Origin of the sequence: Aquaticitalea lipolytica, assembly GCF_014641635.1 — a bacterium.
In the GTDB taxonomy this organism is placed as follows: domain Bacteria; phylum Bacteroidota; class Bacteroidia; order Flavobacteriales; family Flavobacteriaceae; genus Aquaticitalea; species Aquaticitalea lipolytica.
The window spans coordinates 94974-109505 of record NZ_BMIC01000006.1 but is presented as its reverse complement, the minus strand read 5'-3'; the positions used below and the strand labels follow the sequence as shown (position 1 = coordinate 109505).

16 protein-coding genes are annotated in these 14532 nt (G+C 31.6%); 9 read left to right on the top strand and 7 right to left on the bottom strand.

Features of this window, described 5'->3' with window-relative positions; all coding sequences use genetic code 11:
* Nucleotides 1–60 precede the first annotated feature (60 nt).
* The 6 genes from IEW41_RS12520 (at nucleotide 61) to IEW41_RS12495 (ending at nucleotide 7756) form a co-directional block, all read left to right on the top strand.
* Nucleotides 61–1014, top strand: a complete 954-nt coding sequence (locus tag IEW41_RS12520; RefSeq protein ID WP_188606713.1) for a tetratricopeptide repeat protein — start codon at nucleotides 61–63, stop codon at nucleotides 1012–1014.
* A 105-nt stretch (nucleotides 1015–1119) separates the two neighbouring features.
* Nucleotides 1120–1791, top strand: coding sequence for a TetR/AcrR family transcriptional regulator (locus tag IEW41_RS12515; RefSeq protein ID WP_188606712.1), 672 nt, complete (start codon nucleotides 1120–1122; stop codon nucleotides 1789–1791).
* A 1-nt stretch (nucleotide 1792) separates the two neighbouring features.
* A complete protein-coding gene (locus IEW41_RS12510; RefSeq protein WP_188606711.1) occupies nucleotides 1793–3460 on the top strand; it encodes a peptidase domain-containing ABC transporter in 1668 nt (555 codons plus the stop codon).
* 2 nt (nucleotides 3461–3462) lie between these two features.
* Nucleotides 3463–4809 (top strand): HlyD family secretion protein, encoded by a 1347-nt coding sequence (locus IEW41_RS12505; protein ID WP_188606710.1) that lies wholly within the window; start codon nucleotides 3463–3465, stop codon nucleotides 4807–4809.
* A complete protein-coding gene (locus IEW41_RS12500; RefSeq protein WP_188606709.1) occupies nucleotides 4796–6208 on the top strand; it encodes a TolC family protein in 1413 nt (470 codons plus the stop codon). Before IEW41_RS12505 ends, IEW41_RS12500 begins: the two co-directional genes overlap by 14 nt.
* 192 nt (nucleotides 6209–6400) lie before the next feature.
* On the top strand, nucleotides 6401–7756 hold the full coding sequence (locus IEW41_RS12495) for a UDP-N-acetylmuramate--L-alanine ligase (protein WP_188606708.1): 1356 nt from the start codon (nucleotides 6401–6403) through the stop codon (nucleotides 7754–7756).
* 10 nt (nucleotides 7757–7766) lie between these two features.
* Here IEW41_RS12495 and IEW41_RS12490 read toward each other — a convergent pair whose 3' ends face one another.
* The 7 genes from IEW41_RS12490 to IEW41_RS12460 all read right to left on the bottom strand — a co-directional run bounded on the left by IEW41_RS12490 (nucleotide 7767) and on the right by IEW41_RS12460 (nucleotide 11796).
* The gene (locus IEW41_RS12490) at nucleotides 7767–8129 is read right to left on the bottom strand and encodes a VOC family protein (protein WP_188606707.1); all 363 of its coding nucleotides are present in this window, start codon (nucleotides 8127–8129) and stop codon (nucleotides 7767–7769) included.
* Nucleotides 8130–8220: 91 nt separating this feature from the next.
* A complete protein-coding gene (locus IEW41_RS12485) occupies nucleotides 8221–8598 on the bottom strand; it encodes a hypothetical protein (RefSeq protein ID WP_188606706.1) in 378 nt (125 codons plus the stop codon).
* A gap of 50 nt (nucleotides 8599–8648) precedes the next feature.
* A complete protein-coding gene (locus IEW41_RS12480) occupies nucleotides 8649–9536 on the bottom strand; it encodes a dienelactone hydrolase family protein (RefSeq protein ID WP_188606705.1) in 888 nt (295 codons plus the stop codon).
* Between the two features lie 65 nt (nucleotides 9537–9601).
* Nucleotides 9602–10330 (bottom strand): hypothetical protein, encoded by a 729-nt coding sequence (locus IEW41_RS12475; protein WP_188606704.1) that lies wholly within the window; start codon nucleotides 10328–10330, stop codon nucleotides 9602–9604.
* A gap of 180 nt (nucleotides 10331–10510) precedes the next feature.
* Nucleotides 10511–10720, bottom strand: a complete 210-nt coding sequence (locus IEW41_RS12470) for a putative signal transducing protein (RefSeq protein ID WP_188606703.1) — start codon at nucleotides 10718–10720, stop codon at nucleotides 10511–10513.
* A 20-nt stretch (nucleotides 10721–10740) separates the two neighbouring features.
* Nucleotides 10741–11337: an FMN-binding negative transcriptional regulator gene (locus tag IEW41_RS12465; RefSeq protein WP_188606702.1), complete on the bottom strand. Its 597-nt coding sequence runs from the start codon at nucleotides 11335–11337 to the stop codon at nucleotides 10741–10743.
* Nucleotides 11338–11343: 6 nt separating this feature from the next.
* Nucleotides 11344–11796, bottom strand: coding sequence for a DUF1569 domain-containing protein (locus IEW41_RS12460; protein WP_188606701.1), 453 nt, complete (start codon nucleotides 11794–11796; stop codon nucleotides 11344–11346).
* Between the two features lie 53 nt (nucleotides 11797–11849).
* On the opposite strand from IEW41_RS12460, the gene radC reads away from it, so the two are divergent.
* The 3 genes from radC to IEW41_RS12445 are packed head-to-tail and all read left to right on the top strand — an operon-like array spanning nucleotide 11850 to nucleotide 14528.
* On the top strand, nucleotides 11850–12548 hold the full coding sequence (radC, locus tag IEW41_RS12455; RefSeq protein WP_188606700.1) for a RadC family protein: 699 nt from the start codon (nucleotides 11850–11852) through the stop codon (nucleotides 12546–12548).
* On the top strand, nucleotides 12548–13852 hold the full coding sequence (locus tag IEW41_RS12450) for a polysaccharide deacetylase family protein (RefSeq protein WP_188606699.1): 1305 nt from the start codon (nucleotides 12548–12550) through the stop codon (nucleotides 13850–13852). Before radC ends, IEW41_RS12450 begins: the two co-directional genes overlap by 1 nt.
* The gene (locus IEW41_RS12445) at nucleotides 13839–14528 is read left to right on the top strand and encodes a YjjG family noncanonical pyrimidine nucleotidase (protein ID WP_188606698.1); all 690 of its coding nucleotides are present in this window, start codon (nucleotides 13839–13841) and stop codon (nucleotides 14526–14528) included. The genes IEW41_RS12450 and IEW41_RS12445 overlap by 14 nt, the downstream gene beginning before the upstream one ends.
* Nucleotides 14529–14532: the final 4 nt, after the last annotated feature.

The following is a 14532-nucleotide window of genomic DNA, read 5'->3' as shown; positions in this document are numbered from 1 at the left end:
CTTTGAAATCAAAAATAATACCAATAGAACCATTTTATTATTTTTTTCGTAATTATTAATATGAAGTATTTATATCTATTTTTAATTTGTCCATTATTTACTTTTAGTCAGTCTAAAATTGTCGAAGCTGAACAGCTAATTGCTAAAAAGCAGTTTTCAAAAGCTGAGCAAGTTATGATTACTTATGTGGCTCAAAATCCTAATGATTTAAAAGGAATTGAATTGCTTGGTGATACTTATGGTCATCAAAAAAAGTGGGATAATGCTATTACTAACTACAAAAAACTTGTTGATACCAAACCAGATATAGCCAATTACCATTACAAATATGGTGGTGCTTTAGGTATGAAAGCACTATCGGTAAATAAACTAAAAGCAGTAGGTATTATTGGAGATGCAAAGGAGGCCTTTTTAAAAGCAGCCGAATTAGATCCAAAGCATATAGATACACGTTGGGCTTTAGTAGAATTATATATGCAATTACCAGGTATAATTGGAGGCAGTAAAAGTAAATCGTTAAAGTATGCTAACGAGCTAGAAAACCTTTCAAAGGTAGATGGTTACTTGGCTAAAGGTTATATTTACGAATATGATAACGAGCCAGAGTTAGCAGAAAAATATTATAAGTTAGCTATTAAAGAAGGAGGCTCGCTTACGTGCTATGAAAAGCTAACGACGCTCTATGAAAACCAAAAACAACCACAAAAAGCCATAGCTAATATTCAAGAAGCACAAGACAAACACAAACGCAATGCATTGCATTACCAAATAGGCAAAGTGGCTGCCGAATATAATATTGAATTAACTAAAGGTGAAGAGTGTTTGCATACTTACATTAAAAATTATTCGGCTGCAGATGGTGTGCCAAAAGCATGGGCAAATTACAGATTAGCCCAAATTTATAAGCATAAAAAAAACAAAACCGAAGCTCTAAAATATATCGATTTGGCTATTGCCGAACTTCCAGATATCAAACCTTTTAAAGAAGAGAAGAAGGTTATTCAATCATTGTAAATACTTTAATACTTTTAAATTTTTGTTAATTTTTGAACAATAATGATAAATTCATTTTTATAATTAATAGTAATACTATTATATTTGCAATCAAAATAATCAAATATGATAAATTTACTTTCAAATTTAAAAATAGCGGTTCCAGACAAGATCTTTATTAAAGATCCTGAATCATCTGAATTAGGTAAAAAAATTATTGAGCATAGCATAATATTAATTGATGATATTGGCTTTGATAGTTTTACATTTAAAAAGCTTGGTGTTAAAATAGAAAGTAATGAAAGTTCTATTTATCGTTATTTTGAAAGTAAGCATAAGTTATTACTGTACTTAACTTCCTGGTATTGGGCTTGGATTGAATACCAATTGGTGTTTGCTACTCACAATATGCCTGATGCTAAAGAACAACTGTCTAAAGCTATTGAAATTGTAACACGTAACATAGAACAAGACACAGCATTTACACATGTTAATGAGGTAGTACTTAATCGCATAGTAATTAATGAATACTCTAAATCATACCTTACTAAAGAGGTTGATATAGAAAACAAAGAAGGCTATTTTGTGGTTTACAAAAGGCTAGTTTCACGCATTGGTGAGATGATTCTTAAAGTGAATCCAAATTACACATACTCTGCAAGTTTGGCAAGTACAATTATTGAAGGTGCATTACATCAGCATTTCCTAAAAAGCCATTTTAAATCAATTACAGATTGTCATGGCACTATAACACCTTCAGAATTTTTTAAACATCTTACTTTTAAAGCATTATCATAATATGAGTAATCACACATTAACACCATGGCAAAGGCTTATTGGGCTATTGCAATTAGAAAAACGAGCTGTATTACAAGTATTTTATTATGCTATTTTTTCTGGTTTTTTATCATTATCGCTTCCTTTAGGGATACAGGCAATTATTAATCTCATACAAGGTGCACAAATTACTACATCTTGGGTCTTATTAGTTGTACTTGTAACCTTAGGAGTAGTTTTTGTAGGTATTTTACAACTTATGCAAATGCGTATTATTGAAACTATACAGCAGCGTATTTTTACACGTGCATCATTTGAGTTTACCTTTCGTTTTCCTAAAATAAAAATGGAAGAACTTCGTAAATATTATCCGCCAGAATTGGCAAATCGTTTTTTTGATACACTAACTGTTCAAAAAGGATTAGCAAAAATATTAGTAGATGTTCCAACAGCATTATTGCAAATTTTGTTTGCCTTAATCTTGTTAGCATTTTACCATCCGTTTTTTATTGTCTTTGGCGTTTTGTTGTTAATTCTTATCTACATAGTTTTCAAGTTTACAGCAAAAAAAGGGATGGAAACTAGCCTTGAAGAGTCTAAAAACAAATATAAAGTAGCACATTGGATTCAAGAAGTAGCTAGAGCAGTTATTAGCTTTAAACTATCAGGAAAAACAAATTTAGCACTTGATAAGAATGATATTTTAGTTACTAAATATTTAGAAGCTCGTGAAAGCCATTTTAGGGTTTTGGCTATTCAATTTATTCAAATGGTTGGCTTTAAAGTAATAGTTACAGCTGGACTTTTAATTATTGGAGGTGCTTTAGTGCTTAATCAAGAAATGAATATTGGTCAATTTGTTGCAGCCGAGATTATTATTCTGTTAGTTATAAACTCTGTTGAAAAACTGATTACTGGGTTAGATTCTTTATATGATGTGTTAACTTCTTTAGAAAAGATTGGTCAAGTTGTGGATAAAGAATTAGAAGAACAGACAGGAGAACAGCCATCTTTTGATAACGATTTTAATATAGAATTAGAAAATGTTACATACAGTGTAAGTAACAAGGATAAACCTATTTTAAAAGATATAAATCTAACGATAGAGGCTAAAAAGCGTGTGTTAATTCAGGGAGAAAGTGGTTCAGGTAAATCGACTTTGTTAAGAGTTTTAGCAGGAATTATTATGCCTACAACAGGAAAAGTATTTGTAAATAATTCATCATTAAGTACAATTCATCTTAATTATTATCGTGCTAATGTAGGTCTATCCTTATCTGAAGAAACACCTTTTGAAGGAACTTTAAGAGATAATATTACGTTTAGTGATTCAAGTATTTCAGATGAAGATGTGTTTAATGCTGTGGAAAAAGTAGGGCTAATCAATTATGTAAAACAACAACCAAAGGGTCTGCAAACAATGATTTATCCTGAAGGAAAAAGAATGTCCTATACAGTTGCAAAAAAAATAATTCTAGCAAGAGCTATTGTTAAGAAACCTAAACTATTGATTTTGGAAGATCCATTAGATCAATTTGAAGAGCAAGAAGCACTACAAATTATGAACTTTCTTGTAAAACCAGAACATCCATGGACACTTATTGTAGTGAGTTCTCATAAACGATGGGAAAAAACATGCCAAGAGTTTATACAGCTTAAGCAAGGAACAATGTCAATTATAAGTAATTAATTATGCTAAATATATCTCATAATCAGCTCAATAAAAAATTCGATTTTTCTGCTTATAAGTCAGGACAAAAAGTATTTCATAATAATTACTACAAGTATTTCAATAGGTTTTTATTAGCTTTTGCAATCTTTGGTTTTGTACTTCTATTTATGCCATGGACTCAAAACATTAATGCCAAAGGACAGGTCACAACTTTAAAGCCAGATCAACGACCACAAACTATACAATCACCAATTCCTGGTCGAATTGAAAAATGGTTTGTACAAGAAGGGGATTTTGTAAAAAAAGGTGATACTATTTTAGAAATATCAGAAATAAAAAGTGATTATTTCGACCCCAATTTAATAGAACGTACTGGACAGCAAATTGAAGCAAAAGCGTCTTCAGTAACCTCTTATGGTGAAAAAGTAAAAGCTTTAGAGCGACAAGTATCAGCCTTATCTACTGAAGCTGTTTTAAAGTTGCAACAAGCTGAAAATAAATATATTCAATCTCAACTTAAGGTAAAAAGTGATAGTATAGATTTGGAAGCCGCTCGTACTAATTTAGACATTGCTCAACGTCAGTACGAAAGAACAGTTGCTTTACAACAAGAAGGACTGAAAGCAGTTAAAGATGTTGAAGAAAAACGCTTAAAGTTACAAGAAACTCAAGCAAAAGTTATTTCACAGGAAAATAATTTTTTAGCAAGCAAGAATGAAGTTATTAATGCTAGAGTAGAAATATCTTCAGTACGTGCTTCATTTAATGATAAAATTTCTAAAGCGCAAAGCGATAAATTTACAGCTCAATCGAGTCAGTTAGATACCGAGGCACAAGTTAGTAAACTAGAAAATGCGTATTCTAATTATGAGATGCGAAATAAACTACGCTATATCACTGCGCCACAAAATGGCTATATAAATAAAGCAATAAGAGGAGGTATTGGAGAAACCTTTAAAGAAGGAGAGAGATTGCTTGGTATAATGCCATCAGATTATGATTTAGCAGTAGAAACCTTTGTAGAACCAATAGATTTACCATTACTCTATATAAATGCCAAAGTGCGTGTGCAATTTGATGGGTGGCCAGCTATAGTTTTTAGTGGTTGGCCAAATGTATCATACGGAACTTATGGAGCAAAAGTCGTAGCTATCGAAAATTTTATAAGCGATAATGGTAAATATAGAGTTTTATTAGCGCCAGACAAAACAGATGTACCATGGCCAAAAGCCATAAGAGTAGGTTCTGGTGCTTATACAATGACTTTGCTGGACGATGTGCCAGTTTGGTATGAACTGTGGCGTAAAATTAACGGATTTCCACCTAATTATTATCAACCTCAATCTAATGTCAATGACAAAAAATAAGTTAGTTTTTACCATTTTTTGTATACTTTTTATAAGTAATACTTTATGGAGTCAGTCTTTAGATAATACTGTTCTTCGTTTTGATGAGTACTTGGGCTATGTAAAAAGATATCATCCTATTGTAAAACAAGCCGAATTGATTGTTGACGAAGGTCAAGCAAAACTTATGAAGGCAAGAGGAGGCTTTGACCCAAAAGTTGAAGTAGATTATGATAGAAAAATATTTAGTGGTTATGAGTATTATGATAAATTAAATGCAACATTCAAAATTCCAACATGGTATGGTATTGAGTTAAAAGGAACTTTTGAAGAGTCTGATGGTGTTTACCTCAATCCAGAAAACAACCTTCCAGATAAGGGGTTGTATAGTGCAGGTGTGTCTTTTTCAGTAGGAGAAGGGTTGTGGATAAATCAACGAATGGCATCGTTAAAGCAAGCAAAATTATTTAGAGAACAAGTTAAAGCCGATCGTGATATTTTAGTCAATACCATTCTTTATGAAGCAGCTTTAGTTTATTTTAATTGGTTGAAGGCCTATAACGAAACCTTAATATATCAAGATTTTTTAGGTAATGCACAAATGCGATTTAAAGGTGTTAAGCAAAATGTTGAAGCAGGAGAGATGGCAGCAATAGATTCTATTGAAGCAAGAATTGTTGTTAACGATCGTAAACTAAATCTTGAAAAATCAAGAGTTGAACTTATGAAAGCCAAACTAGAGCTATCTAATTTTTTATGGCTTAATAACAATATCCCAGTAGAATTACAAGACATAGTTATTCCTGATGTAGAAAGCGAACTTGTTATAGATACTACATTGAATATAGATGCTTTGTTATTAGTAACAAATAATTTAGACACTCATCCAAAATTAAAGTCACTTGACTATAAATATGAAAGTTTAGATATTGAAAGACGCTTAAAAGCTAATCAGTTATTACCAACCATTGATTTGCAATACAATTTTTTAACCACAACACCAGATATTGCCAATTCCTTCAATGCTGATAATTATAAAAGCGGAGTGAATATTAGTGTGCCTTTGTTTTTAAGAAAAGAACGTGGCGAACTCAAATTAGCTAAAGTGAAACTTCAAGACACCGATTACGAACGTATAAGTACAAAGCTCACTTTAAAAAATAAAATAATAGCAATTCAAAACGAACTTCAATCCTTTGAACTTCAAAATGAATTAACCGAAAATGTAATAACAGATTATGAGCAACTGGTATCAGCTGAAGAACGACGTTTCTTTGTTGGTGAAAGTTCTTTGTTTTTAGTAAATAGCCGCGAAAGTAAACTCATAGATTCCAAGTTAAAAGCAGTAGAACTTCAAAATAAATTTTTTAAAACCAAAGCATTATTATTTAATAATCTAGTTATAACACCAGGTTTTTAGTAATTCTAAATTTTTAATTTATGGCGTTAACTTTATCCTGAAAACAAGTTCAGGATAAACGTCGCGCTTTCGTTACTCGCTCTTTTCAAGGAGCTCAAACAAACCACTCAATCGCTAACGCAAAAACTTAAGTATTTGCACTATGCCTTTCCAACATCTATTATTATATTTACCATCAATTATAAGCAACTCATGAATGTACATTTTATAGCTATAGGAGGAAGTGCAATGCATAATCTCGCTTTAGCATTACACAACAAAGGATATAAGGTAACAGGAAGTGATGATGAGATTTTTGAACCATCAAAATCACGATTAGCAAATAAAGGCTTATTGCCAGAAAGCTATGGCTGGTTTCCAGAAAAAATAAACACATTTATCGATGCAATTGTTTTGGGTATGCATGCCAAAGCCGATAACCCAGAGTTGGTAAAAGCACAAGAGTTAGGCTTAAAAATTTATAGCTATCCAGAGTTTTTGTACGAGCAATCCAAACATAAAACACGAGTAGTTATTGGAGGAAGTCATGGTAAAACAACTATAACTTCTATGATACTTCATGTGATGCACTATCACGATAGAGATGTCGATTATATGGTTGGTGCGCAGTTAGAAGGTTTTGATGTGATGGTAAAACTTACCGAAAAGAACGATTTTATCGTGTTGGAAGGTGATGAGTATTTAAGTTCGCCAATAGACAGACGACCAAAATTTCATTTATACAAACCAAATATTGCACTGTTAAGTGGTATTGCTTGGGATCATATTAATGTGTTTCCAACCTATGAAAACTATGTAGAGCAATTCAGTATTTTTATTGATAGTATTGTAAAAGGAGGAAGCATTACCTATAATGAAGAAGATTTAGAAGTTAAAAGAGTTGTGGACGCTTCAGAAAACACCATTCGTAAACTACCATACCAAACACCAGAGTATACAGTTGAAAACGGACAGACACTTTTAGAAACACCAGAAGGACCTTTGCCAATAGAGGTTTTTGGGAAACATAACCTCAATAATCTTGCAGGAGCAAAATGGATTTGCCAACATATGGGAATTGATGAAGACGATTTTTATGAAGCTATAGCAACCTTTAAAGGCGCAAGCAAACGTTTGGAAAAGATTGCAGAAGGCAAATTAAGTGTAGCCTATAAAGATTTTGCACATTCGCCAAGTAAAGTTGAAGCTACTACAAATGCAGTAAAAGAACAGTATGCTAACCGAACGTTAGTGGCTTGTTTAGAATTACATACCTATAGTAGTTTAAATGCCGAGTTTTTAAAAGAATATAAAGGCGCATTAGATGCAGCAGATGTTGCAGTGGTTTTTTACTCACCTCATGCAGTAGAAATTAAAAAACTGGAAGAAGTTACTCATGAGCAAATTGCCACAGCTTTTGAGCGTGACGATTTAATTATTTACACAAATCCAGACGATTTTAAACAGTTTTTGTTTTCACAAAATTTCGATAATAAAGCCTTATTACTGATGAGTTCAGGGAATTATGGAGGGTTGAATTTTGATGAGGTTAAAGGGTTGATAAAGTAAAAATTCTATTTTATTTAAACTCTCCAAAATGCCACAAAATCCCTGAAGGGTCGTGTAAAAAACATTCATTTCCCCAATCTAGATATTTTATAGGCACGAGTCTTACATTTGAATATTTTGATGGTAAATCTAAAGCTACAAGTTCATCCCAAAAACGATGTACATTTTCAACTTCCATGAATATCATTGTATTGTCAACCCATTCTTTAGCATAATAATCTTGTAAGTAAAAAGATAGATTTCCGCTATGAAATACAGATAAATTGTGCGACAATACACTTTCTGTAAAACCAAGATCGCTATAAAATTTACGTGATAAGTTGAAGTCTTTCGATCCAATAAATGGCCTTATGGATTTTCCGTTGTGTTGCATAGGTTTATTTTAATATAAAGGATGCGATAAGTTGTCAAAATATGCAAAAGCATCTATTATAGATTCAAGTTGTTCAATTTGTACTGAAAAATTAATTAATTTTCTCATCTACTATTAAAAGTCCTAACTCCTTAATCAATCGATCTTTTTTCTCATTTAACTCTTTTAAATATAAATAGTCCTGCAATTTCCATCCAAAGTGAAATATGACAATAAATACAGTGTAAAGTGAACCTATAATCAGTGATACTTGCCAATATTCTGCCTCCATGATTATGAGGATGCTTTTACCTTTAAAATCAGATTCTCCAAGACCTTGAGCTGGTATTGCCAACGAGAGCAGTACGCCAAGAGCCACAATCTTCCATAAGTTCTTCACGACATAACCTTCATGTTTATGAACATCTTCTATTTGTCGCAAAGTGGACAACAGGACTTTCTTTTTATAATATGTTTGGTCGTTTTCCAAGAGTATTTAAATGTCAACGGTTTGAGACTGTGTTACATTTGCAGAAATAACTAAACAAGCTTTTCCTTAAAAAAAGCTATTGTACGTTGCCAAGCTAAATCGGCTGCAGCTTTATCATATCGAGGTGTTGTGTTGTTATGAAACCCATGATTTACTCCTGGGTAAAAGTGTGCAGTATGCTCAATATTATTAGCTTTAAGAACAGCTTCAAAAGCAGGCCAACCTTCATTTACTCGAGTGTCTAATTCGGCAAAATGAAGTAATAATGGGCTTTTTATAATTGCAGCTTCTTCATCGGTTGGCTGACCACCATAGAAAGGTACTGCTGCTTTAAGCTCTGGCACTTTTACAGCCATCATATTGGAAACCCAACCACCAAAACAAAATCCAACTACACCTATGTTTCCGTTACAATCTTTATGATTTTTAAGATAATTAAAAGCAGCTATAAAATCTTCTAGCATTTCATTTCTATCTCTTTCTCTTTGCATTGTTCTACCATCATCATCATTACCAGGATAACCACCTAAAGGAGATAAAGCATCAGGTGCAAGACTTATAAATCCGTCTAAAGCAGTACGTCTACCAACATCTTCGATATAAGGGTTTAAACCTCTGTTTTCATGTACCACTACAACTCCTGGTAGTTTGCCATCGATGTTTTTTGGAGTAGATAACAGACCTTTTATTGTTCCACCACCTTTTGGAGATTCATAAGTTATATAATCAGACTCTAATTGCGGATGATCTTTTGCTACCAAAATAGTATCAATATAATTAGGCGACATAAAACTTAAGAGTGAACCAACTGTTATGCCACCAATAGCATAAAGCGATAGTTTTTCAACAAACTCGCGACGGTTTAATTTGTTATGTGCATAATCATCATAAAGGTCAAAAACTTCCTGACTAATATCTTCTTTCTTAAGTGGTTTCATGATAACGGTTTATTATGCTAATAAAATTACATAATTTTTATAAACATTGAGTACAAGAAGTATTATTACTTTATGAAGGTTTTTAAGAAGGTTTGCATAGTTTCCCATTTGCCCAAAGGTTCAAGAAAGCATGTAAAAACAATTACAAAGATTGCAATGTAGGTAGCTGGATGTTTAATTTTTTTGTATTTCCAAGCAGCTAATAATAACATTGCCATAATAGCGCCTTGAGTAATAAATAGAGGAGCCATAATATCGATATTAGGAAATTCATCTATATAAATCCATATTTGGACATTCCCAACACCTCTAGCCAAAGCTGGCATCATTATTAAAAACACAGTAGATATGAGCCACCAAGCATGATCTTCTAGTTTTTTTCTTTGAATAATGCTCATTATGACCGCATATCCAAATGCAGTTATCATAACAATTTCAACAACAATAACACCATAAAAAAACCAAGATTGAAAGGGTCCAAAATCTTCAGGAAACATTAAAGCATTTTCGGCTGATACTATATCTCGTTGAAGCATACTCAATGCAGTTATGCAAACTCCACCAGCTAAAAACATTCCTATAATGCCGTTGGTGCGATGTTTTGTTAGATGACCATGAGTTGCAAAGTAAGGCTGAATAACTAGATAAAAGTACCATATTGAACCAGTAACATAATGTATATGAACAGACCAAGCATTATCTGTAAAATCACCCCAATAATCGTAAAATATGCCTAATTGCATAACAAGCATTGGAATGAGCATCCAAAGATGTAAACTTTTATACTTGTCCATAGAGTTCAAGTTTAATCATTCAAGACAAATAATTATTACAGATGGTTAATTGGTAACCTGTTGTATTTTAATCTGTTAAAATAAAAATAGTCTTTTTTTTGGATGATAAACTATACCAAGTATGTAAAAAAAGTAACCAATAATAGGCCGATTCTGACCAACTACTAAAAAATAAGATATTTAATACTTTAATGATTTTAAAACGGCTAAAGCAGAAACTTCATTTTTACTTTCAACATAAATTTGAATTTCGTCAAATAGTCCAACATAAGAAGAATCAGATTTATCTAGTTCATAAAACTCTATGTCTGCACTTTCTAAAGCATTTTTAAATCCCATAGCCTGTACTTGTGAAGTTCCTGAAAAGACTTTTTTTCTATTTGTTTCCATAATAATATTTCTTTTAGGTGTTAAAATACTCTATCTAAAAATTCCTTTATACTTTCTTGGTTTGCACGTACTAATTCTGCTCTTGCTTGGCGAATGTCTTTTGGGTGTTTATCTTGTGAAAGTTTAAATTTACCTTCCCAATCATTTATAGTGATTTCAAACATTTTTATATAGTCTAAAGCACCTTCCATTCTAGGATTGTCTGGTTCTAAAACATACTTATGGTCTGGTTGTTCTAAAAACTCTGTCATTGTAATTAATGATTGTTTTAAAGCATCTTTGCTCTCAATAGCTTTTACAGTGCCTTTTAGGTGCACTTTTATATAGTTCCATGTTGGTAACTGAGTAGTTGTATAAACACTAGGCGATATATAACATTGTGGTCCAGAAAATAAAATGGTTATTGGGTTATTGTCTTTTAATAAATTAGCCTGCGGATTATAAATATCGATATGACCAATAAGCTTACCATCTTCTTCACGATATATTAGAGGTAAATGAGTTACAAAAGGGTCATTGTTTTGTACAGAAATAACTGTAGCTAATGGATAAGTTTTTATCACATCTATCATGTGATTTTTATCGTAATCTTGGTGATGTTTTGGTGGATAATTCATAAAATTTTATACGCCAAATTGTCTTAAATGATGATCTAAATGTTTGTATTGCATTTTACCCCATTGCTCAGTGTTAAATTCACCAAAAAAAGGATGTTTTGGCCAATGCAAGTTGAGGTCTTTTTTATTAAACTCATTAATAGCTTCAATGAGTTTTTGTTGTTCCTCTGCAAAAGGTTTTGCTTCTTCAACTCTAAAGTCTTTAACCGTTGGAATATTAGGCTTCCAAAGTTTATCATTATACATGTGAGTTTTATATAATTTAAATAGTATTTTCTTCACAAAACCTGGTTTTTCAGTAAATGTAAGTCTACCATTAGCAACCTCTAATGGACGTTGGCAGTGGTTTAGCATCTGGTTAACATCCATTTTTCCCCAAAGTGGTTGATGGTTCGGATTAAGAGTTTTTATGCGTTGTAAAACCTCTTGATGTGTTTTAGTATCAAATAAAGTTTGCATAGTATTACTATTAATTAATTGGTTCTGAAATTTACAATTTTTATCTTTAACGCATGTCAGAAAAACAACCTTCTTTTTCTATAAAAAATTGGTCTCAAGACGATCAACCTCGTGAAAAATTACTCTACAAAGGAAAAGCAACTCTAAGTGATGCAGAACTAGTTGCTATTTTAATTGGTTCTGGTAGTAGAGAGGAAAGCGCTGTAGAGCTATGTAAACGTATTCTAGCAAGTGTTGATAATAACTTAAGTGCATTAGGTAAATTGTCTATAAAACAACTAATGGAATTTAAAGGGATAGGTGAAGCTAAAGCAGTAACAATTGTTGCAGCGTTAGAGTTGGGTAGAAGGAGAAGAGGAGAAGAAGCTTTAGAACAGAAAAAAATAACATCTAGCACATCGGTTTTTGAATTAATGCAACCCATTATTGGAGAACTGCCTCATGAAGAATTTTGGATTATCTACATGAATAACTCTAATAAAGTAATACAGAAAAACCAATTAAGTAAAGGTGGTATTACTGGTACTTTGGTAGATGTAAGGTTGGCTCTTAAAACAGCAATTGAAGTTGGTGCTGTAGGCTTAATTTTGGCTCATAATCATCCTTCAGGAACATTAAAACCTAGTCAAGCAGATAAACAAATTACTCAAAAATTAAAAATTGCTGGCGAAAGTTTAGATATTAAAGTATTAGACCATTTAATCATAACAGAAAAAGCATACTTTAGCTTTGCAGACGAAAACTTAATTTAGTGCTTTTAGTTTATACACATAAAATAACACCAAGACTTACTTATGCATTTAAGCATATATGCACACGTATTTTAGGAATTCCTGTTAAGTTTACTACTACTATCGAAGATTTTATTACTCACGATAGTATGAAGATGTCCTACACTAAACAACCTTTAAGTAATGAGGTTTTTGTAAGAAGTAACGAGTTGCTTTTTGAGATTGGATTGTCTGATATAGACATAAATGTACATGACTGGGATGATACTAAATGCTTTTTTAATACTTCAGAAAAAAGTAGTCTACCATACGATATTTTTGCTGCGTCATTTTATTTGCTAAGCAGATATGAAGAGTATTTGCCACACGTAAAAGATGAGTATGGACGTTTTTTAGCTTCAGAAAGCTTGGCTCTTAAAAATAAATTTTTACATCAGCCAGTAATAGATATTTGGGCTTATAAGTTTAAAGCTATTTTGCAAGCTCAATTTCCAGATTATAATTTTCCTCAAAAACAGTATAGTATTCAACCTGTAATAGATGTTCCAATGGCATATTACTTTAAGCAAAAAGGTGTTATGCGAACTATTGGTGGAACTTTTAATGATCTTTTAGAACTAAAAATTAGAAGATTGTTCCAGCGTTATTTGACCATTTTTGGATTTCGTCGCGATCCTTACGATACATTTAAGTGGATTATTAATAAGCAGAAGCAAACAAAAACAAAGTTTATAGTTTTCTTTTTAATTGGTGATTACTCTACATTCGATAAGAATATTAATGTGAATAAAAAACGATTTATATCACTTATTAAATCGGTTTCAGATTACTGTAAAGTAGGATTAAAGGCGTCCTTTTTTGCGTTAGAAGATATTAATATTCTTAAAAAAGAAAAGCTAAAATTAGAGTCTATTACTAATTACGAATTAGAAGCATCTAGGCATTCATTTTCTAAATTAAATATTCCTGAATCGTATAGAAATTTAGTTGAACTAGAAGTAAAGCAAGACTTTACAATGGGCTACATTAATCACACAGGGTTTAGAGCTGGTACATGTACACCTTTTCAATTTTACGATTTAGATTACGAAGTGCAAACACCATTGCAAATTAATTCGTTTCATTGTATCGATTATGCATTTTTAAAAAAACATTCGCTTTTAGATAAAAGGCAAGAACTGGAACAACTCATTTATGAGGTAAAAAAAGTGAATGGAACATTTACACCAATATTTCATAACTATACCTTTGGTGATGAAGACCGATGGAAAGGATTTAAAAAATTATTTACTTTAATATTAGATTCAGCTCATGAAAATAAATAATCTTAAGCATATATTTTTTGATTTAGATCATACACTTTGGGATTTTGATAAAAATTCTGCTTTAACTTTTGATAAAATCTTTAAACTTCATAATGTTAATGTGGATATTAAGAGTTTCTTGAATGTTTATGAGCCTATAAACTTAAACTATTGGAGACTTTATAGAAATGAGGAAATTGAGAAAGAAAATTTACGTTATGGAAGACTAAAAGATTCATTTGATGAGTTGAGTTTTAAAATTGACGATGAACTTATTTACTTACTTTCAGAAGAATATATAGTTCATCTCACAACTTTTAATCATCTTTTTGATGGTACAATTGAAATTTTAGAATACTTACAATCTAAATACGAATTGCATATAATTACAAATGGTTTTGATGAAGCTCAATATAAAAAGATGAGGTCTTCACAAATAACACATTATTTTAAAACCGTTACAAATGCAGAATTGGCAGGAGTTAAAAAGCCAAACCCAATAATTTTTGATTATGCATTAAAAGCTGCAAAAGCAAAACCAAATGAGAGTATTATGATTGGTGATAGCCTTGAAGCAGATGTTTTAGGAGCATTAAATGTTGGTTATGATGCAATTTTTTTTAATTACCGAAATGATGAAGTCGAGCCTCACATAAAGCAAGTAAAAGAATTATCTCAATTAAAAATGTATCTTTAATATA